This window comes from Acinetobacter sp. Leaf130, assembly GCF_001423205.1.
GTDB classification, from domain to species: domain Bacteria; phylum Pseudomonadota; class Gammaproteobacteria; order Pseudomonadales; family Moraxellaceae; genus Acinetobacter; species Acinetobacter calcoaceticus.
Window position 1 is genome coordinate 2261149 of record NZ_LMOE01000001.1, and the last position, 21397, is coordinate 2282545.

Consider the following 21397-nt stretch of genomic DNA (forward strand, 5'->3'; position numbering starts at 1 on the left):
TCTACTCTTAAGTTAAATGTCTTATAGAATTTTTATAAATTAAATTAATTGAAAAATCTTTAAATCGTAATTAAACCAATAATGATCAATTTCCCCCTCATTTGAAATGACATTAAAACTATTCGGAACATGATAATGCAGACGGCTAGATGTCGCTGTTCCTGCATGAATGTCATAAATAGGATGATCTATTTCTAAATGATAGATCTGCGTCAAATCATATACAGCAGTTTTATGTAAATGCCCATGTAACATACCGAATAGCCCTGTCGTGCTCCATTTTTCGAGTGCCATTTTTCCTAATACAGGGCAATCTTTAATACCGTGCTCGTCATCAGGTGGAGTATAAAAAGGCTGATGAAAAACCACTAACTTGATTTTATTCGCTGGCCCTTGCTGTAATCGCTCATATGTAGCTTGTATTTGTTCAATCGAAATATGCCCACGTGTGTGATAACGGCGGCGTATACTATTTACGCCAACAATATAAAAATGCTCAGTTTCTAATGTTGGTTCAAGCTGACCAAAAAAATATTGATAGCGAGTAAATGGAGAAAAAAAACGGTTCCAGACATGATACAAAGGAATATCGTGATTACCCGGTACAATAAGATAAGGAGTATTAAGACTATCTAAAAATTGGCGACAATTATAAAACTGTTGATATCGGGCACGCTGAGTAATATCTCCACTCACAACAATAACTTCCGGTCTATGTTGGGTACAAAAAAGCCGAATCGCATCTAAACAGGCCTCAATTTCTGTTCCAAAATGCAGATCAGACAGATGTAATAACATTTGGCACCATAATATTTAAAGCATTCTTTTCTACAGTGAAATTTAATGGTGTTTTCATCTCTAATATTTCGCCATCTAAAGCCACGGTAAGTTTTGATCTTTTTGCACAATCTACCATCACATGGTCTGCACAAAAACTATAAACATCTTGTGCCTCTTCTACTTTGCCTTGAATCCACTGCCACAACATGTTTAATAAACTAAGCCTATCACTTTTTGTAATGACCACTCCAGCGACTCGCCCTTGTGCAGCACAATCCGCAATTCTTAGTTTCATATCACATAGTTGCAATTGATTATTACCAAAGAAAATTAGAGGTGTTTTGACTGGATATTTCTTACCATCAACCGTGACGGAGAGTTTCATTGATTTATTTTCTCTTAATAAAACGTCCAAAGCCGAGGTATAGGCATGTAAAGGCAAACGACCTAAGTATTTATTGTAGAGCTCGCGTTTTTTTATAAACAATGGATAAAGGCCTAAGCTCGCATTGTTCAAATAAATATGATCGTTAATCGTCGCAATATGTACAGAACGTGGTGTACCTGTAGCGATGACTTCAGCAGCTTCTAACAAATCTAAAGGAATATCTAAAACTTTAGCGACATAATTAAAAGTCCCCAAAGGTAAAATTCCCATAGGGATATTGGTATGTCGAAGTTTTGAAGCGACTGCATTTAACGTCCCATCCCCACCAGCTGCAACAACAACGCCTAAATTTGCACTTTGACTATGCCGATGGATAACTTTATTCATCAAATCATCAAAGGTGACGCCCTCTGCTAATTCAAAAACTTGTATTTCAAAACCAAATTCAGTGAGTACAGTCATTAATTGTTCATACATATCTTCATGTTTCGAAGCATGAAAACCCGATTTCTGGTTATAGATGATAGAGAGAGGTTTTAAAGTCCGCATTTTTATTATCTTAGAGAGGATTTACCCTATATTTTGTATAGAAAATCGCCTAATAAAAGTCTCTTTATGTAAATTTCGAATGATGATCATTTGTTTAATCAATAATAATTCTCAAGAAAAATTCAAACATCAAGTTATTGATTTTTAATAAAATAAATAATATAAATAACACACATACAACATAAAAATGTAAAGAATAAAATACATCAAAAAACAATAAATTAATGATTTTAATCAAGAAAATTTAAAAATCAAAATATCTATTTCTTATTCTTTAGTCTTATTTTTTTTATGATTTTATGCTTTAATACAGCCACTTTTTTATTTGATCTTTCATTGTACCTCAATGAATGACTTGTACATTGTTGTACATATTTTGAATAGGCCTCACCATGACCACAGTGAACGCACCAGAATTCGTTCGTCATCCTAAGCTTATCGCATGGGTTGAAGAAATTGCAAACTTAACCAAACCAGCAAAAATCGAATGGTGTGACGGAAGCGAAGAAGAGTATCAACGTCTAATCGACTTGATGATCGCTAACGGCACCATGCAGAAATTAAACCAAGAAAAACATCCTGGTTCTTATCTTGCAAATTCTGATCCATCTGATGTTGCGCGTGTTGAAGACCGTACCTACATTTGCTCTCAAAAGAAAGAAGATGCTGGTGCGACAAACAACTGGGAAGAACCAGCTGTTATGCGTGAAAAGTTAAATGGTTTGTTTGAAGGGTCAATGGAAGGTCGTACAATGTACGTTGTGCCTTTCTCTATGGGTCCACTTGGAAGCCATATTGCTCATATCGGCATTGAGTTAACTGATTCTCCTTACGTTGCTGTTAGCATGCGCAAAATGGCACGTATGGGTAAAGCAGTTTATGACGTGTTAGGTACAGACGGCGAATTTATTCCTTGTATTCATACCGTAGGTGCTCCACTCGCTGAAGGGCAAAAAGACGTTGCATGGCCTTGCAACCCTGAAAAATACATCGTTCATTACCCAGAAACTCGTGAAATCTGGTCTTATGGTTCTGGTTACGGCGGTAACGCATTACTTGGTAAGAAATGTTTAGCACTTCGTATTGCTTCTGTTATGGGACGCGAACAAGGTTGGTTAGCTGAACATATGCTTATTCTTGGTGTAACTAACCCACAAGGTGAAAAACACTATATCGCTGCAGCATTCCCATCTGCATGTGGTAAAACAAACTTCGCAATGTTAATTCCACCAGCAGGCTATGAAGGCTGGAAAATTGAGACTGTAGGTGACGATATTGCCTGGATCAAACCAGGTGAAGATGGTCGTCTATACGCAATCAATCCAGAAGCTGGTTTCTTTGGTGTTGCTCCTGGTACAAATACCAAAACTAACCCTAACTGTATGGCAACTCTTCACAAAGATGTTATCTATACAAACGTTGCAGTGACTAATGATGGTGAAGTATGGTGGGAAGGTCTTTCTAAAGAAATTCCAACTAACTTAACTAACTGGAAAGGTCAACCTCACGTAAATGGTGAAAAAGCTGCTCATCCAAATGCGCGCTTCACTGTTGCTGCTGGTCAATGCCCTTCTATCGATGCTGACTGGGAAAATCCAGCAGGTGTTCCGATTTCTGCATTTATCTTCGGTGGTCGCCGTGCAGATACGGTTCCGTTAGTATCTGAAGCTTTTGATTGGGTTGATGGCGTTTATAAAGCTGCAACTATGGGTTCAGAAACCACTGCTGCTGCTGTTGGTCAACAAGGTATCGTTCGTCGTGACCCATTCGCGATGCTTCCATTCGCTGGCTACAACATGGCTGACTACTTCGATCACTGGTTAAGCCTTGGTGAAGAAGTAAGTACAAAAGCTGAAGCTGCTGGTAATAAATTACCAAAAATCTTCAACGTAAACTGGTTCCGTCGTGATGCTGAAGGCAACTTCGTATGGCCTGGTTTCGGTCAAAACATGCGTGTTCTTGAGTGGATCATTGACCGTTGTGAAGGTCGTGCAAACGCTGTTGAAACACCAATTGGTCTTGTTCCAACTTACGATGACTTGAACTGGGAAGGTACTGATTTCTCTAAAGAAGAATTTGACCTTATCACAGCTCAAAATAAAGATCAGTGGGTTACTGAAATTGAAAGCCACACTGAGTTATTCAATAAACTTGGTGAACGCTTACCAAAAGCATTAAAAGAACGTCAAACAGCTTTACTTGAAGCTGTAAAAACTGGCTTCTAATTGCTAAATATAAAAAAGGTCGCTATATGCGACCTTTTTTATTATGCGGCATCATCTTTCTGTCGACGTCCAGCCAAATAGCTTTCCAATTTTTTTACTTGTTTTTCATCAAATGCCAAACCTAGCTTAGTTCTACGCCACAATATATCTTCTGCCGTATTTGCCCATTCATTTTCACATAAATACTGAACTTCAGATTCAAATAAACCATGACCAAAATCTTGTCCTAACTGCTCAAGAGCTTTTTGCTCATGCAAAATATTCCAAACTCTAGAGCCATATGCATTTGCCCAGCGCGTAGCAAGCTGCTCAGTTACCCCTTCCACTTGGTTTTGAATCCTTATAACTAAATCTTCAAGTGTGGTCCAATTCTCTGCACCAGGTAATACTTCATTTGCGGTCCACTCCTCTCCCATTTCTATGAAAAATGGGCTAAGTTGTTCCAGAGCTGATTCCGCTAATTTCCGGTAGGTCGTAATCTTTCCACCAAATACAGACAGCAAGGGAGTGGTTTTATCTTCCATTTGCAACGCCACAGTATAGTCACGGGTCACTACTGAAGGGTTATCTGACTCATCATCACATAACGCTCGGACTCCAGAGAACTGACTTACAATATCGGCACGGGTGAGCTGCTTTTTAAAATGCGAATTTGTCACTGTTAAAAGGTAATCAATTTCTACTTCTGTAATCTCTACCTTTTGTGGATCATCCAAATATTCCTGATCTGTTGTACCTATTAATGTGTATTGTTCTAAATAAGGAATGGCAAACACAATACGTCGGTCTTCATTTTGCATTATAAAAGCCTTATGGCAATCATACAGTTTAGGCACAACAATATGACTTCCTTGTATAAGCCGAATTTGATATGGCGATTTTAATTGTAGATTTTCACTAATAATTTCCTCGACCCAAGGACCTGCTGCATTCACTAAGGCTTTTGCACGTATTTGATAAAGCTCAGCCCCATTTTGTAATTCCAGATGCCACAATTCTTGTTGTCTATAAGCCTTAATACATCGTGTTCGTGTTACAACTTTGGCCCCGTTCTCTTTCGCTTGTAGTGCGTTTAAAACGACAAGACGTGCATCATCTACAGTACAGTCAGAATATTCAAAACCACGGGTTATAGCTGGTTTTAAGGGACTATCTTCTTTGAAATAAATGAGATTTGATCCTAATAATTTTTCTCGTTTTCCTAAATGATCATAAAAAAACAGGCCTGCCCGAATTAACCATGCAGGACGTAAATGTGGTCGATGAGGCATAATAAAACGCATTGGTTTAATAATATGAGGGGCTTTAGCCAACAAGACTTCACGCTCTGCTAAAGCTTCTCTAACCAACCGAAATTCTTTATGTTCTAAATAGCGTAAACCGCCATGAATTAATTTGCTGCTCGCAGATGAGGTGTGACTAGCTAAATCGTCTTTTTCACATAAAAATACGGATAATCCGCGGCCTGCCGCATCATTAGCAATACCGACACCATTAATACCGCCACCAATCACAGCAATATCATATATTTTTGAATAATCATTAGCTTGTACTGTCATTTCTCATTTTCTTTTTATTGTTTATGTTATTAAAAATTAAAACATCAAATTGATGAAACAACAATCAAAAAAGCAGAATAATCAATTTTAAATAGCTACTAGGTTAACTCTTCATTGATTACTCTGCGATTTAATTAGTTTAAAGGAAATCAATCCTCTGCCCAATTTTGACTACGTTGAACTGCCTTCAACCATCCCTTATACATAACTTCAGTTTCTTCAAGACTGGTACGTGGCTCGAAAACTTTTTCTATTGCAGACTTATTCCTTAATTCATTTAAATCTTGCCAGAAACCTGTTGCCAGTCCAGCAAGGAAAGCAGCACCTAAAGCTGTTGTTTCTTTCATGGTGGGCCTTTCAACTGGAGTGGCTAAAATATCAGCTTGAAATTGCATTAAGAAATTATTAGCTGTTACTCCACCATCGACTCGGAGTGTTCGAAGCTCTTCTTCTGCATCTTGCTGCATCGCGTCAAGTACATCTCTTGTCTGGTAAGCAATTGACTCTAAAGTTGCACGAATAATATGCTCTATACTCGCTCCACGAGTGAGTCCAAAAATTGCTCCGCGAGCGGTCGGGTCCCAATATGGAGCACCTAAACCTGTAAAGGCAGGTACTACATATACGCCATTACTGTCCTTTACACGTGTTGCATAAAGCTCCGAGTCTTTAGCGTTCTTAATCACCTTCAGCTCATCACGAAGCCACTGTACACAAGAGCCTCCATTAAACACGGCGCCCTCTAAGGCATAGTTCACTTCACCATGTGCACCACAAGCAATCGTCGTCAGTAAGCCATGCTCTGAACGAACAATCTTTTTACCCGTGTTCATTAAAAGAAAACAGCCTGTGCCATAGGTATTTTTTGCTTGTCCTGGTTCTACGCACATTTGCCCAAAAAGTGCAGCTTGTTGATCCCCTGCTATACCTGCAATTGGAATTCCAACCTCTTGCCCACTAATTGTATGTGTATAACCATACACCTCCGATGAACTACGTACCTCTGGTAGCATTGCTTTAGGAATATCTAAAGCTTGTAAAAGTTTCTCATCCCATTCAAGCTTTTCAATATCAAAAAGCATTGTTCGCGAAGCATTGGTGAAATCAGTGACATGGGCTGCGCCGTTGGTTAACTTCCAGATTAACCATGTATCAACCGTACCAAATAATAACTCCCCCCGCTCGGCCCGTTCACGGCTTCCTTCTACATGGTCCAGAATCCATTTTATTTTGGTGGCAGAAAAATAAGGGTCAATTACTAAACCTGTCACTTTACGGACGTGATCTTGCCAACCCGCCTTTTGTAATTGATTACATATCTCTGTCGTTTGACGGCTTTGCCAAACAATTGCATTGTAAATAGGTTTTCCTGTTTTCTTATCCCATACAATTGTGGTTTCTCGCTGGTTTGTAATCCCAATTGCTGCAACTTGCTCACTCTTAATGCTAGCTTGAGCCAATGCCTCTACCCATACCGCACTTTGTGTCGCCCAAATTTCCATAGGATCATGCTCCACCCAACCTGGTTGAGGATAAATCTGGGTAAATTCTTTTTGAGCAATACTTACAACGTTAGCATCATGATCTAAAACAATTGCTCTTGAGCTTGTTGTTCCCTGATCGAAAGCGACAATATATTTTTTCGGGCAATTTGACATCTGAACGTCCCTTTCATTATTTACACACACCAGCTCATGACGATAAAACATCATGTCTAACTGCATTATTCAAAATTTTCTTTGGAATATATCATTGTTTTTAACGCATATATTGCTTCTTAAACTAAACATTGGTCATTCTTGATCAATTTCCTTATCTTTATGGGAAAATAATGTGCAGTAAGTCAAAATTTAGCTACAAGAACATGCGAATTGTCTAATTTGAAATCACATAAATATTCAACCTATCCCTTTGCTTAAATAATAAACATTGTTTTACAGACATAAAAAAAATAAAGTGAAATACTCCTCTGGATAATATGTAAAAACGGAATAAATTCTCTCTTTTTTAGCATTCAACCCAAGCGAAACATGGAGCGACCCATGGTTGATCAACCCTCTACAGCAACAACTCCACAACCTCATTTAGATACAAAAACTCGCCTAAAATCAATTTTAGGTGGTTCTGCTGGTAACCTTGTCGAATGGTACGACTGGTATGTATATGCCGCATTTACCCTCTATTTTGCTCATGCTTTTTTCCCAAAAGGTAGCCAAACTGCACAGTTGCTACAAGCAGCCGCTATTTTTGCTGTAGGTTTCTTAATGCGCCCAATCGGTGCATGGATTATGGGAATCTATTCAGACCGTAAAGGGCGTAAAGCAGGTCTTACGCTTTCCGTCACTTTAATGTGTGTGGGTTCTCTACTCATTGCAGTCACCCCTTCCTATGAAAGCATTGGCGTATTCGCTCCACTACTTTTGGTTGTCGCACGTTTAATACAAGGTTTAAGTGTAGGCGGTGAATATGGTGCAAGCGCCACCTATTTAAGTGAAATGGCTGAAAGAAATCGACGTGGTTTTTTCTCAAGCTTTCAATATGTAACCTTAATTGCAGGACAATTGACGGCTCTATGTGTTCTTTTAATATTACAAATCGTATTAACCGAACAACAGTTGCATGATTGGGGATGGCGCATTCCATTCTTTATTGGCGCTTTACTTGCCATTGTTGTGTTCCGTATTCGTCGTGGCTTATTAGAAACACAATCTTTTAAAAATGCTCAAGCTGAAAAAGACCAGCCACAATCAGGCATGTTTGCTTTATTCAAGCACTACCCAAAAGAAGCTTTTACAGTATTATTTTTAACAGCTGGCGGAACTTTAGCTTTTTATACTTACACCACTTACCTACAAAAATATTTAGTGAATACTTCCGGATTTACAAAACCCGAAGCCACTCAAATTACCACTTTAGCGCTATTTATTTTCATGTGCTTACAACCTGTAGCTGGTGCTTTGTCAGACCGAATCGGACGTAAACCACTCATGATCACTTTTGGTGTAACTGGGGTTTTATTTACTTATATTTTATTTAATACCCTTGCAACCACACATAATTATTGGACTGCTTTCTGGTTATGTTTGGCAGGTCTAGTTATGGTAACGGGCTATACATCAATTAATGCCGTGGTTAAGGCTGAACTTTTCCCTGCTCATATTCGGGCTTTAGGGGTAGCTTTACCCTACGCGATTGCCAATACCTTGTTTGGCGGTACAGCAGAGTTCTTTGCTTTAAGTTTTAAAGAGGCTGGTCATGAATCTTGGTACTTTATTTATGTAACTATTATGATCTTCATTTCACTCATTATTTATATTTTTATGAAAGATACTAAGCATCATTCAAAAATTAAAGAACATTAATATTTTACCAATAAGCGCTAATATCGCCAGCCGATGTTAGCTTAAATCGTGCGATTAAGCCCCAACAATCGTTGTGTTTTATGAGATACTAGAGATAAGAATATAAGGATGATACTGATGAATAGAAGTATTTTATGTTTGGCATTAAGCAGCATGTTTATTTTAACTGCTTGTCAGACCACCCCTCGACAATATAATGGCTCAACTGGCTATCAGATTGAAAACCAAACAAAAACTTCCGCAACTTTAGCTTATACATTGGCTAGCCGCACTAATCAGCAATTAGATGAACGTAAATTGCAACGTGCTTGTCAAAATGTATTGGGTGCTCAAAAAGTTTATAAATTGTCAGTTCTTAGCATTAATGAGATTTCAAACCCAGCTCAACAAGAACATTATGGTGTTCGATTGGGTGAAACTCGTGCCTCATTTGGTTTATCTAATACACCGAGCTTAAATAATGGTGAAGATTATGCGACTCGTCAAGCGCTTGAAGCACGCCCGAGTACGCTAAAAGTCGTTCGTTATACCTGCTCATAATATAAAAAAAAAGACGCTGTTTTTACAGCGTCTTATAAAAACTTACATTTCTAAATTCTTTAGCTTCATCAAGGTCTGGCCATGTTGATGCACTTCTTTCATCAATCTTTTGATATTTAAGATGGCTAAAGTTTTTAACACGGCTATCTGCGACCCAGACTTCTGGCGCAAACTTTAAAAATTCATCTAAGAAGAAACGGTTGCACTGGTCATATAACACATCGGCTGCCAATAAAATATCAACTTGCTCTGCTTTATATAAATCGTCTAAATATTCCAGCTCTACACCATTAAGCAATGCATTTTCACGGCAAGCATTTAGACTAACCTGATCAATATCACAGCAGATTACCCGTTTTGCTCCAGCCATTTTTGCAGCTATAGCGACCACGCCAGAACCCGCGCCAAAATCTAATACTACTTTATCTTTAACATGATGCGGCTCTGCAAGTATCCACTGCGCCATCGCCAAACCAGATGCCCAACAAAAGATCCAATACGGCGTGTCATTCCAGATACGGCGAATCACCTCATCATCTAAGCGATCAGTTGGAAAAACTGGCGGAATCAACCATAAAGAAATAGGTGTTTCCGGCAACTGCTGTACCATTAATTCACAATGAGGGATGACTTCATGCAAGGCTTGAAGTAAATGTTCAGGGGCTTTGGTCAGTTGAAAGGTGCAGCTCATCAGATTTCTTTTAATTCATTTTTATAACAAGCATAACAGAGTCATTCCATTATGATTTGAATTTTTAGAATAACCTTCGGTTAGACCTGAGAAGCCCTGCTTCGCAAGGCTTTCGGGAAAAGTAGGCAAAACCATTGTCATCCGCAAAACTCGGCAGATACTCTCTAGAATCGAAAGCATCGCAGAAACATTAATTTTTCAATGTATTTCTGCCTCAAACAATTGCGGATGACGGTTACGCGTATCAATAACAGCCTAACGTTAATTAAATTAACCTAAAGCTTTTTCAGCAGCTTCTACAGTTTGACGAATCAAAGTTGTAATTGTCATTGGACCTACACCACCTGGTACTGGTGTGTATGCAGAAGCAATTTCTTCGATACCTTGTAGCTGGATGTCGCCTACACCACCGCCATCACGAGGATGGAAACCAGCATCCACAACCACTGCACCTTGTTTAATCCAATCTTTTTGAATAAGTTCAGCCTTACCTACAGCACCAACAATAATGTCAGCCTGTTTCACAAGCTCAGGTAAGTTTTGGGTGCGTGAATGACAAATCGTTACTGTTGCATTGGCTTGCAAAAGCATCATTGCCATTGGTTTACCTAAAATTGCTGAACGACCAACTACAACTGCATGTTTGCCCGCAATTTCAATGTTGTTCTCTTTTAGAATAGTCATAATGCCAGCTGGAGTTGCTGAACCATATGCAGCTTCACCCATTGCCATACGACCAAAACCGAGGCAAGTCACGCCATCTACGTCTTTAGCTAACGAAATCGCATCAAAACATGCGCGTTCATCAATCTGTGCAGGTACTGGATGTTGTAAAAGAATACCGTGAACATCTGGATTGGCATTTAGCTTTTCGATTTCAGCTAATAATTGTTCTGTTGTTGTTTCTTGTGATAATTCAATTTTTAAAGAATCCATCCCTACTCGACGGCAGGCATTTCCTTTCATGCGTACATAAGTTGCAGATGCGCCATCATCCCCCACCAAAATAGTCGCCAAAATCGGGGTACGACCTGTTTTAGCTTTTAAAGCTTCAACACGTACCGACAAATTTTCTTCAATTTGCTTTGCTAATGCACGACCGTCTAAAACCAATGCCACAGCACATCTCCAAGGTAGACATGAATTTAATATGCCAATAATACATGATTATTTGGACAATTTTATTCTAGATGTTGCTTTTATGCTCATCTTCACTAAAAACAGTATTGTTTTTTCTGTAAAGGTTGCTAATATGTGCATCACCAAATGTAGGCGGGGTGGCAGAGTGGTCATGCAGCGGACTGCAACTCCGTGGACGCCGGTTCGATTCCGACCTCCGCCTCCAAATTTGGTAAAGCCCGGGTGGTGAAATAGGTAGACACAGGGGATTTAAAATCCCCCGCCCACAAAGCGTGCCGGTTCGAGTCCGGCCCCGGGCACCATTTTCTAATATTGAAAATGGTGCCATAAAGAATCCAGCGTAAGCTGGTTTTTTTATGCCTATAAAAAATAAAGGATGCTGCTTAGCACCCCTTACTCTACCCAATATATCTAAGCGGTTTTTTGCTTATCTTTTTCAGGTGTCAAATTCATATCTAATACCAATTGATATTGTCGGCTTGTATCTACTTTATATTCTGCATTTTTAATTGAATCTACAAAAATCCAGTTCGACTGCACCTGTGCTTGATCCAGCGTAACCAACAAATAGCCTCGCTGATTTAAATTACAATAAGCCAACTCATCAATAAGCGTAGTAAAAGCAAATTCAAACTGCTGTAGTTGAGCCATTGGAATACTTAAATATTTTTCGAGGCCTGGTGAAGAAACTGAACTTGTCGCCAACTCAACCCCAACATATTGACCTTTTTGGCTATACAAATAAGACGCCCATGCATTATGAGTGTCGCCTGCCAGAACAATAACTTTCTTATTCAAACTAGCTAAGTTTTCATATACGGTTTCACGTTCAGCATAATAACCATCCCAAGCATCGAGGTTATATGGCACTACTGTTGTGACTCGCGCTTTCTCTTGAGCAGTTAATGTTGGATCGCCCTGTTCTAATCGCAATTTCAAGGTAACTAGCTCTGTAATTTGCGCATTCATTTTAGCCAAAGTTTCAGCCGAAGCTCTACCTGAAGTAATTTGCCCCAAAGACAACAATAACTCGGCAGGAATCCACATCTTACTCATTAGAACTTGCTGACCAATCACATTCCATGTTGCTGTAGATTGCTTCAATTTATCAACCAACCAATCTCTTTGTGTATAGCCCATTAAAGTACGCTTTGGATCAGTTAAGTCGACCTGAAACTTTTGAGCATTCAAACCAGCAGCTGTCATATAATCAGCATATTCAAGCTGCTTATCACGCGCAATAATACGCGTATCCAACATCGTCAGCTCAACCAGTGAACCGAAATTAAACTTTCGGTAAATATTTAAATGATCTGTGCTAGCAACTGGACGAATAGGCATCCATTCAAAATAAGCTTGTAGAGCAGCTAATTTACGATCAGAAAAAGCCCCTTCATCACTTTGATGATTTTCGGCCCCATCACGCCAAGTATCATTTGCTAACTCATGGTCATCCCAAATTACAATAAAAGGATGACGCTGGTGAGCTGCTTGCAAGTCTTTATCTTGACGATAAAGTGCATAACGTTTGCGATAATCATCTAGTTTGATAATTTCTTTATTATTATCTGTTGGTAAGGTTCGACCAAGTTTTGCTGCATCTTCCGCCGCATAGCCATCTGCCCCATACTCATAAATATAATCACCTAAATGAATAATGACATCGACATTCTGCTTTGCCATTTCACGGTAAACATAAAAGTAACCTGCCGGATAGTTCGAGCAAGAACATACGGCAAAAGTAACTTTATTAGTACTTATTGGTAATGTTTTAGTTTGACCGACAGATGAAATTTTATTTCCAAAATGGAAACGATAATAATAAATGGTATTCGCCTGTAGCCCTATTGCATCCACCTTTACCGTGAAGTCGTCAGTCTTGGTCGTTTCAACCATCCCCGTCTTTAAATTCTGCTTAAATTGATTATCAGTGGCAATTTCCCACGTAACTTTAAGGCGCGCACCAAGATCTACTGGTGTTAATCGCGTCCATAAAATCACTTTATCTTGCAAAGGGTCGCCGCTCGCAACTCCATGTAAAAAATCTGCTTGTGCCTCTGCACTTTCATCGTCTGAGCCATCGTTACAACCCGTAAAAGCTACAGGCAAAGACAGCGCCCCAAAACCGAATAGACTTTTTTGAATTAATTCTCGGCGTGAAATTTTTTCTGACATACAACTACCTAAGTTTTAAGCAATGAGTGTCTTAAACTTAAGTAGATAAGATGAATAACTGATCTCAATTTGATGAAGAAATTATGACTTAAGTAGATCTTATTTTTAAATACATATACGAACTGATTGAAAATAAAGCAAACTATCCGATTTTCTCTTGCCAATCGACGTCTTGTCATCTATTATTGCGCACATGCCCGGGTGGTGAAATAGGTAGACACAGGGGATTTAAAATCCCCCGCCCACAAAGCGTGCCGGTTCGAGTCCGGCCCCGGGCACCATTTTCAAATATTGAATTTGGTGTTACAAAGAATCCAGCGTAAGCTGGTTTTTTTATGCCTAATTAAAATGAATTTTATGATAAGAATATTATTACTTCTGTGTAGCATCCTTTCTATATCCAAGGTTTACGCTACAGATCTTTTTTCTGGCACTATTTCTTTCAAAGATGACAACTGGTACTTTTCACGCTGCTCTATTACCAAAGATGATTACTTAATTAAAGCACCTGAGCAGATCATAGATAAATTCAAAGCATTACAACAAAAACGAGAACCCTATTGGATCAGTTTATTAGCAGATGCCGATTATCAAGAGAATGGTATTTTAGTGTTAAAAATTAAAGAAATAAACGAAATTCATTCAAAGGCATCTTGTCATTTATTAGATGCATTTGAAAATATTGTGAATCGAGAGTAATCACCACTCTCGATTCACAACCAGCTCTTCCATCTCAAGATCTAAATATCCTGCACCCTGCGCCACCATCATCATTGCCTCAGCAATATAGTCAGCAGCACTATCATCTAGTGAAGAATCCAGATCTTCGAACTGTGGTTTCATTTCATTAATTTCAATAACAGTTTGATGAGCATATCGATAGATATCCTGATCAGCTAAAGCAGACTTTTGAACTTTTTTGGCAAATTGTTCAATTAACTGCTTGAGTTCAGCGACTAAAATATCTGGATAATACTCATCATCAAACATTGGGAGAAGTAAGTCTTCGAACATACAAAAGTTTACACAGCAGCAGAAACCTGCCGCTTATAACATATTTTCAAAATAATAACGACAATTTTCCCTGACTCAATCATCCAATCCATGAAATTAATTAATCATAATCTGATTATAAAAGCCTGTTTCTTTAAGCTTGTTCCATCGCTTTCCAAACGAGAATTGCATCATTCATAGCTTTCACATCATGTGCACGAACAATGGATGCTCCTTGCTGAATACTAAGCAAATGCCCTGTAACACTTCCTACCGCGCGTTGATCTGCTGCTATACCCTTTAAAGCTTCACCAATAAAACGTTTACGAGAAAGACCCGATAAAATTGGATAACCCATATCATTAAGTTTCCAAAACTCTTTTAATAGTTTTAAATTTTGCTGTGCATTTTTTGCAAAACCAAATCCCGGATCAATAATAATATTATGCTTTTTCACACCAGCAGCTAGAGCCTCATTAATACGCTGCTGAAGCTCTCGCATTACATCTAACGTTACATCCGTATATTGATCTAGCTGATTCATTGTGGTGGGCTCACCACGCATATGCATGATCACTACAGGTATATCTAACTCTGCTGCCGTTTTTAATGCATCTGGTCGAGTAAGCGCACGCACATCATTCCAAATATGTGCCCCCTCTTCTTTCGCTGCACGGATGACATCAGGCTGACTTGTATCAATCGATAGAACCACATCATGTTTAGCTAAAGCTTCAACTACAGGAACAACTCGTCGTACCTCTTCTTCTACACTTACTTCTGATGCACCTGGTCGAGTAGATTCCCCACCAATATCAATAATTGTGGCGCCTTGTTCGATCATATTTAATGCATACGCCACAGCTTGATCTAACTGATTATGCTTTCCACCATCACTAAAAGAGTCTGGTGTGACATTTAAAATGCCCATAACGTGAGGCTGTGATAAATCCAACTGAAGCTGTCCACATTGTAGAATTTGCTGAGGTAAAGGCATTAACTGCATCACAAGCTCCAATTTAATGTTCGGCAACATTTTAACAAGTCTCTGCTCGATATACTGTTGATTTCTTTTCGGCTTTGTATGAAATACACGCATAAAAAAAGAGCCACATGATAGTGGCTCTTTTTTTTAACTGGATTAGTTCATTGCTGGTAATGGTGGTGGTGTAGATGGACCATCTTTTGGTGGTTCAAATGCAGCCACTGGATTTTCAGCAACATAGACCTTAGGTGGTTGTGGTTCACGACCTTCCATAATGTCACGAATTTGATCACGATCAATGGTTTCCCACTCCATCAAAGCTTTTACCATTGCATGTGCAATATCTTTATTACCTTCTAAGATATTACGTGCAACTTTATATTGCTCATCAAGAATACGGCGTACTTCTTCGTCAACCAACTGTTGAGTTGCTTCAGAGATAGTACGACTACCTACATTTCCAAAGAAACCATTCTGGTTTTCATCTTCGTAAACCATTACACCCATTTTGTCAGACATACCGTACTTAGTAACCATTGCACGCGCCATTTTAGTAGCTCGCTCAAAGTCATTTGAAGCACCAGTAGATTGCTGTTGGATAAACACTTCTTCAGCAATACGACCACCAAACAAAATCGCAATTTCGTTTAGCATCTTGTCTTTATAATGGCTAATCTGGTCTTGTTCAGGTAACTGCCAAGTTACACCCAAAGCCCAACCACGTGGCATGATTGTTACTTTATGAACAGGATCTGTACCAGGCAAAATCTCTGCAACAATTGCATGACCAGCTTCATGATAAGCAGTAGCACGACGCTCTTCTTCACGTAGAACCATCGACTTACGCTCTGGACCCATGTAGATTTTGTCTTTTGCATCTTCAAAGTCATGCATATCAACAGTATTCTTATTACGACGTGCAGCAAATAATGCAGCTTCGTTAACAAGATTTGCCAACTGTGCACCAGAGAAACCTGGTGTACCACGCGCTAAGACTTGCATGTCCACACCCGTGACTGAAGGTAACTTTTTCAAATGTACATTCAGAATTTGCTCACGACCACGAATATCAGGTAAACCAACCATTACTTGACGGTCAAAACGACCTGGACGCAATAATGCTTTATCAAGCACATCAACACGGTTAGTTGCAGCAATAACAATTACGCCTTCATTACCTTCAAAACCGTCCATCTCTACAAGCATTTGGTTTAGGGTTTGTTCACGCTCATCATGACCACCACCTGTACCTGAACCACGGTGACGACCCACTGCATCAATCTCATCAATAAAGATGATACATGGCGCGTGACGCTTCGCTTGCTCAAACATGTCACGGACACGGGACGCACCCACACCCACGAACATTTCTACAAAGTCAGAACCTGAAATGCTGAAGAAAGGAACCTTCGCTTCACCAGCAATTGCTTTAGCTAATAACGTTTTACCAGTACCCGGAGGACCAACCATAAGTACGCCACGAGGAATAGTAGCGCCCAAACGTTTGAATTTTGCTGGGTCTTTTAAGAAATCTACAATTTCAACAACTTCTTGTTTTGCTTCATCACAGCCGGCGACGTCAGAAAAATTGACTTTGATCTGGTCTTCAGAAAGCATTTTTGCTTTCGATTTACCAAAACTCATCGGTCCATTCTTTCCGCCTGCACCACCACCCATGTTACGCATAAAGAACATGAATAACAAAATGATTAACAGTACAGGGAAACTAGCAATGAGAAGTTGCATCAAAATGCCTTGACGTTGTGGAGCTGTTCCCTCTACAACAACATTTTGTTTATTTAAGCTTGGCATAAGCTCAGTGTCTTCAACTTGCGGACGAACAGTTTCAAACTGTGATCCGTTAGTTTTTTCACCATTAATATTTAAACCGTCAATTGTGACTTGCTTAATTTGGCCACTATTCACCGCTGCAACGAAATCTGAATATTTCATCGCAGTAGGCTTATTGCGGTCACTGATATTACTGAAAATTAAAATCAGAACACCAAGTATTATTAGCCACAATACGGCATTCTTGAAGTAATCGCTCAAAGCTTTATTCCCATATCGATCTAATTTGATCATGCCCAATCTTGGCCGATCGTCATAAAAGCAGCAACTGTATTGCTTGCGGATAACCTAAAAGTACAAAATGCACAATTTTTAGGAGCTTGGCAAGTAAACTTTATTGCAATGCTTTCTTACGCCCTTGTCCAATCAAAAAAACCTCTTTAGACCGCGCCCGAGAAGCTGCTGGTTTTGCTGTCTTTAACACATCAAAACTATCAACTACTTGTTTACGAAACTCATCGAATCCTGTGCCCTGGAACACTTTAACAACAAATTGTCCATTAGGACCCAGAACCTTTTGAGCGAAATCTAAAGCCAATTCACATAAGTAAATCTGTCTAGGTTGATCAACGGCCCTATTACCTGATGTATTGGGGGCCATATCAGAAATTACAATGTCTACTTGTCGCCCATTTAAAATATTTAACAATTTTTCAAATACATCTTCTTCTCTAAAGTCGCCTTGTAAGAAAGTGACATCAGGCAAAGCATCCATAGGCAAAATGTCGGAAGCAACCACTAAACCTTTGCTACCAACAAGTTTCCCAGCGATTTGAGACCAACTACCAGGAGCCGCGCCTAAATCCACTACAGTCATGCCAGGCTTGATCAACTTATATTTTTCTTGGATTTCAAGAAGTTTATAGGCTGCTCGAGCACGATATCCTTCCTTTTGTGCTTTTTTTACAAAAGGATCGTCCAGATGTTCCCTCATCCATACACGACTACTTTTCGACAATTTCTGGTTTGTAATGCGTGTTGCCATAACTCACTAAATATCAAAAAAACTTCTGATCGTTCATTGTACGTGAAAATTACTCTCATTACAGTACGGATGTAGCGTAATCTCACTAAGTTTTACAGTTTTTTTCCAATAATGTTGATCGATTATTTATACAGTTTTTCGTACATCTAGTTTTAAGTTTTTTGCTATACTAAGCCGTTTTTAAAATCAGGTATTTTTAATGACCGCTTTATCTATCCATGAACGTAAACGTTTACGTCAAATTGGTCATGTGCTTAATCCGGTTGTCATGATTGGTGGACAAGGCTTAACAGACGCGGTAATCGAAGAAACGCTTCGTGCTTTAAATGACCATGAGCTTATTAAAGTTAAGATTGCTGGTGAAGACCGTGAAGCGCGTACTGCAACAATTGACGCAATTGTAGAAGCGACAGGTGCTCAAGCTGTGCAAAAAATTGGTAAAATTGTTTTGCTTTACAAAAAAGCAGCTAAACAAAACCAGCATTTATCTAATCTTGTTCGTCACGCTCATCTAGCAAACTAATTTAATTTGACAAACTATGGCAAGTTACGAACTTTCAGCTTTTGATCGTTTTCAAGCTGTTTCCGTTGTTGGCGCAATTGAACAGCAAGCACCCTATACCTTAAATATCGGTTTTTGGATTCGTGATCCAAATCAACTTATTATCTGGCCTCAAGAAGTCGCGGCTCATCCTCGTCAAGATTTTTTGTGGGAAGAAACTTGTTTCGAAATTTTTGTTGGCGTGCATGGTGAAGATTATTATCGGGAAATTAATCTTTCCCCTTCTCAAGCATGGCAGTCATATCAGTTTGAAGAATATCGCTATCCAGAAAGTATACCTCCCCTTGCTGCTTACGATATTGAACTGAATCATCTCAAGCGTACTCACTATGGCTTAAATGTTAGTCTTGATTTAGGACAATTTATGCAACAGCATCGCTTGAAATGGGCAAACCTTTATTTAGGTTTGACTACAGTTTTAAAGACCAAAGACGGTATGCAGTACTATGCAATGCAGCATAGTGGAAAAAGTGCAGATTTCCATAATAAACGTGACTGGTTACATCAGTTCTAAAAATAAAAAAGCGAGAAATTAATTCTCGCTTTTTTATAGCTGGATCAGAGCAGAGATCATTAATTGTCTCGTGCTTTATTCCAAGCTTCGACTGCATTACTTTTAGTACGCTTAATACTTTCACTTAGAGAATCTTTGTGTTTCAAAGAAATCTGGCTAATATCACCCTTAAGCTCTTTGCTCACTTTCGTTAAATCTTCAATAAGTGCATTAATTTCTGCTTTCAAAGCATTTTTAAGGTCAGATAAGCCTTCTTGTGAAGTACTAAACTGAGCTTTAATCACATCCAGACGCTGTAGAATATCTTGTTTAATTTGAACAAATTGATTTTGAATGTTCTTATTTAATTCGTGAGTTTCAGCTTCAATTTTCTCTTGAGTCTCGCTTAAAACTTCTTTGACTTGCTCTTGAGTCTCAGTAATTGCTTCTTTTACCTGAGTTGTTGCTTCTGTAGCAACTTCTTTAACTTGCTCAGTTTTTTCGGCAACAGCTTCTTTTACCTGTGCAGTTTTAGCAGTTACTGTTTTTTTAGCCTTAGTTGTAGTAGCAGCTATGGTTTCTTTCACTTCATTAACCTCAGCTTTTACCGACTCAACGACTGCTTGAGCTTTTTCGCTCACATCTTTTGAAACTTCATTATTGCTCATACTATTTCCTCATATTGTTTATTTTTTAACTAGCAATACAATAAATCTAGTTCCAAGAATTCCCCTTGCAAATTGTTAGACAATTTATCAAAAGTATCTAATTCAGATAAGCGGATATTTTTTTGTAAAAAGCAAGCAATGAATTATATTTTTTAGCAGAAAAGAAATAGACTTTAGAGGGTTCCATGCGTATAATGCGCTGTTAAGTTACAAGCGGGCAGACCGATAGGGAGGGCATGTTTTATCCAAACATCGCCGATCTTTTTTGGGTCTACTCGCTTTTTTACAGCCGAAATTCAGGAGCTTTGGTTTGAGCATCCCCGCCATTTTAGCCCTCGCAGATGGAACGATCTTTAAAGGAACGTCAATCGGCGCACCGGGAAGTACGACTGGAGAAGTCGTTTTTAACACAGCCATGACAGGCTATCAAGAAATTTTGACTGACCCAAGTTATGCACAACAAATTGTGACATTAACTTACCCTCATATTGGCAACACTGGTTGCAACTCGGAAGACGTTGAATCTGGTCGTATCCATAAAGTATGGGCGAATGGTTTAATTATTCGTGACCTTCCACTACTACACAGTAATTTCCGTGCTGAGCAGTCATTGAGTGAATATTTGCAAGCACATAATGTTGTTGCTATCGCAGATATCGATACTCGTAAACTGACTCGTATTTTACGTCAGACTGGCGCCCAAAACGGATGTATCCTTGCTGGCGAAAATATTACAGAAGAAGAAGCAATTGCAAAAGCACGTGCTTTTGGTGGCTTAAACGGTTTAGACCTTGCAAAAGAATGTTGTGATCCAACAGGTTTTGAATGGTCTGAAGGTTCATGGACCTTAGGCAAAGGCTTCTCTCAACCTGAATTAAAATACCATGTAGTTGCATACGATTACGGTGTCAAAACCAACATCTTGCGTATGCTTGCAGACCGCGGTTGTAAACTAACCGTTGTTCCTGCAGAAACTCCGGCTGAAAAAGTATTGGCACTTAATCCGGATGGCGTATTCCTCTCAAATGGTCCTGGCGACCCAGCTGCTTGTGATTACGCGATCGAATCTGTAAAAACTATTGTTGAAACCACAACATTACCTGTATTTGGTATCTGCTTAGGTCACCAAATTCTGGCACTCGCTTCTGGCGCAAAAACTGTAAAAATGAACCATGGTCACCACGGCGCTAACCATCCTGTACAAAATCTTGAAGATGGTACAGTGATGATTACTTCACAGAACCATGGTTTTGCTGTAGATGCAGAAACTTTACCGGCTAACTTAAAAGCAACGCATAAATCATTGTTCGATGGCACCTTACAAGGTATCCACCGTACAGACAAACCAGCTTTCAGCTTCCAAGGTCACCCTGAAGCAAGCCCTGGTCCACATGATTGTGCACCTTTGTTCGATCATTTCATCGAACTTATCGAAGCATCTAAACAGTAAT

At 39.1% G+C, this 21397-nt stretch carries 19 protein-coding genes, 3 tRNA genes and 1 pseudogene; 10 read left to right on the forward strand and 13 right to left on the reverse strand.

Going from position 1 to position 21397, the window contains the following annotated elements:
* Nucleotides 1-39: 39 nt before the first annotated feature.
* Together ASF86_RS10220 and ASF86_RS10225 are read right to left on the reverse strand one after the other, a co-directional pair.
* Nucleotides 40-798 (reverse strand): metallophosphoesterase family protein, encoded by a 759-nt coding sequence (locus ASF86_RS10220; RefSeq protein WP_056481646.1) that lies wholly within the window; start codon nt 796-798, stop codon nt 40-42.
* On the reverse strand, nt 779-1717 hold the full coding sequence (locus ASF86_RS10225; RefSeq protein WP_056481649.1) for a diacylglycerol/lipid kinase family protein: 939 nt from the start codon (nt 1715-1717) through the stop codon (nt 779-781). Before ASF86_RS10225 ends, ASF86_RS10220 begins: the two co-directional genes overlap by 20 nt.
* Nucleotides 1718-2109: 392 nt before the next feature.
* Here ASF86_RS10225 and ASF86_RS10230 point away from each other — a divergent pair, with 392 nt between their 5' ends.
* Nucleotides 2110-3942: a phosphoenolpyruvate carboxykinase (GTP) gene (locus ASF86_RS10230; protein ID WP_005038731.1), complete on the forward strand. Its 1833-nt coding sequence runs from the start codon at nt 2110-2112 to the stop codon at nt 3940-3942.
* 41 nt (nt 3943-3983) lie between these two features.
* Here ASF86_RS10230 and glpD read toward each other — a convergent pair whose 3' ends face one another.
* On the reverse strand, nt 3984-5501 hold the full coding sequence (glpD, locus tag ASF86_RS10235; protein ID WP_056481652.1) for a glycerol-3-phosphate dehydrogenase: 1518 nt from the start codon (nt 5499-5501) through the stop codon (nt 3984-3986).
* Between the two features lie 149 nt (nt 5502-5650).
* Nucleotides 5651-7159, reverse strand: a complete 1509-nt coding sequence (gene glpK, locus ASF86_RS10240) for a glycerol kinase GlpK (protein WP_017387801.1) — start codon at nt 7157-7159, stop codon at nt 5651-5653.
* Between the two features lie 372 nt (nt 7160-7531).
* On the opposite strand from glpK, the gene ASF86_RS10245 reads away from it, so the two are divergent.
* Together ASF86_RS10245 and ASF86_RS10250 are read left to right on the forward strand one after the other, a co-directional pair.
* On the forward strand, nt 7532-8863 hold the full coding sequence (locus ASF86_RS10245) for an MFS transporter (protein WP_080027650.1): 1332 nt from the start codon (nt 7532-7534) through the stop codon (nt 8861-8863).
* A 117-nt stretch (nt 8864-8980) separates the two neighbouring features.
* The gene (locus ASF86_RS10250) at nt 8981-9403 is read left to right on the forward strand and encodes a hypothetical protein (RefSeq protein ID WP_056481655.1); all 423 of its coding nucleotides are present in this window, start codon (nt 8981-8983) and stop codon (nt 9401-9403) included.
* Nucleotides 9404-9425: 22 nt separating this feature from the next.
* On the opposite strand, the gene ASF86_RS10255 is transcribed toward ASF86_RS10250, so the two are convergent.
* A complete protein-coding gene (locus ASF86_RS10255; RefSeq protein ID WP_056481658.1) occupies nt 9426-10094 on the reverse strand; it encodes a class I SAM-dependent methyltransferase in 669 nt (222 codons plus the stop codon).
* Nucleotides 10095-10364: 270 nt separating this feature from the next.
* Entirely contained in the window at nt 10365-11213 is an 849-nt protein-coding gene (folD, locus tag ASF86_RS10260; protein WP_003650084.1) for a bifunctional methylenetetrahydrofolate dehydrogenase/methenyltetrahydrofolate cyclohydrolase FolD, read from the reverse strand.
* Between the two features lie 152 nt (nt 11214-11365).
* Here folD and ASF86_RS10265 point away from each other — a divergent pair.
* Nucleotides 11366-11439 (forward strand) — tRNA-Cys (locus tag ASF86_RS10265).
* A gap of 11 nt (nt 11440-11450) precedes the next feature.
* Nucleotides 11451-11536, forward strand: a tRNA-Leu gene (locus ASF86_RS10270).
* 109 nt (nt 11537-11645) lie between these two features.
* Here ASF86_RS10270 and ASF86_RS10275 read toward each other — a convergent pair.
* A complete protein-coding gene (locus tag ASF86_RS10275; RefSeq protein WP_056481661.1) occupies nt 11646-13409 on the reverse strand; it encodes an alkaline phosphatase D family protein in 1764 nt (587 codons plus the stop codon).
* A gap of 195 nt (nt 13410-13604) precedes the next feature.
* Between ASF86_RS10275 and ASF86_RS10280 the strand changes: the two genes are divergently transcribed.
* Together ASF86_RS10280 and ASF86_RS19650 are read left to right on the forward strand one after the other, a co-directional pair.
* Nucleotides 13605-13690: transfer RNA gene (locus tag ASF86_RS10280), tRNA-Leu, on the forward strand.
* A 76-nt stretch (nt 13691-13766) separates the two neighbouring features.
* Nucleotides 13767-14108, forward strand: a complete 342-nt coding sequence (locus tag ASF86_RS19650; RefSeq protein ID WP_201784114.1) for a hypothetical protein — start codon at nt 13767-13769, stop codon at nt 14106-14108.
* Here the strand turns inward: ASF86_RS19650 and ASF86_RS10290 are convergent, their stop codons facing one another.
* From ASF86_RS10290 to rlmE, 4 genes are all read right to left on the reverse strand, one after another.
* The gene (locus ASF86_RS10290; protein ID WP_003650079.1) at nt 14109-14423 is read right to left on the reverse strand and encodes a DUF5713 family protein; all 315 of its coding nucleotides are present in this window, start codon (nt 14421-14423) and stop codon (nt 14109-14111) included.
* Between the two features lie 133 nt (nt 14424-14556).
* Nucleotides 14557-15408 carry a dihydropteroate synthase gene (gene folP, locus ASF86_RS10295; protein WP_056481828.1) on the reverse strand — a complete coding sequence of 284 codons (852 nt, stop codon included), beginning with the start codon at nt 15406-15408 and terminating at the stop codon, nt 14557-14559.
* A gap of 135 nt (nt 15409-15543) precedes the next feature.
* Nucleotides 15544-17439, reverse strand: coding sequence for an ATP-dependent zinc metalloprotease FtsH (ftsH, locus tag ASF86_RS10300; protein ID WP_026056144.1), 1896 nt, complete (start codon nt 17437-17439; stop codon nt 15544-15546).
* 133 nt (nt 17440-17572) lie between these two features.
* Nucleotides 17573-18223, reverse strand: coding sequence for a 23S rRNA (uridine(2552)-2'-O)-methyltransferase RlmE (gene rlmE / locus ASF86_RS10305; protein ID WP_005038716.1), 651 nt, complete (start codon nt 18221-18223; stop codon nt 17573-17575).
* Between the two features lie 199 nt (nt 18224-18422).
* Here rlmE and yhbY point away from each other — a divergent pair, with 199 nt between their 5' ends.
* Complete coding sequence (yhbY, locus tag ASF86_RS10310) at nt 18423-18746, forward strand: ribosome assembly RNA-binding protein YhbY (protein ID WP_056481663.1); 324 nt, start codon at nt 18423-18425, stop codon at nt 18744-18746.
* Between the two features lie 16 nt (nt 18747-18762).
* Nucleotides 18763-19299 carry a DOMON-like domain-containing protein gene (locus ASF86_RS10315; RefSeq protein WP_056481666.1) on the forward strand — a complete coding sequence of 179 codons (537 nt, stop codon included), beginning with the start codon at nt 18763-18765 and terminating at the stop codon, nt 19297-19299.
* 59 nt (nt 19300-19358) lie between these two features.
* Here ASF86_RS10315 and ASF86_RS10320 read toward each other — a convergent pair whose 3' ends face one another.
* Both ASF86_RS10320 and ASF86_RS19265 read right to left on the reverse strand, forming a co-directional pair.
* Nucleotides 19359-19946, reverse strand: coding sequence for a hypothetical protein (locus ASF86_RS10320; protein WP_056481669.1), 588 nt, complete (start codon nt 19944-19946; stop codon nt 19359-19361).
* A gap of 29 nt (nt 19947-19975) precedes the next feature.
* Nucleotides 19976-20133: pseudogene (locus ASF86_RS19265) on the reverse strand (hypothetical protein).
* A 123-nt stretch (nt 20134-20256) separates the two neighbouring features.
* Here ASF86_RS19265 and carA point away from each other — a divergent pair.
* On the forward strand, nt 20257-21396 hold the full coding sequence (gene carA / locus ASF86_RS10325; protein WP_045429218.1) for a glutamine-hydrolyzing carbamoyl-phosphate synthase small subunit: 1140 nt from the start codon (nt 20257-20259) through the stop codon (nt 21394-21396).
* The last annotated feature ends 1 nt before the right edge of the window (nt 21397 follow it).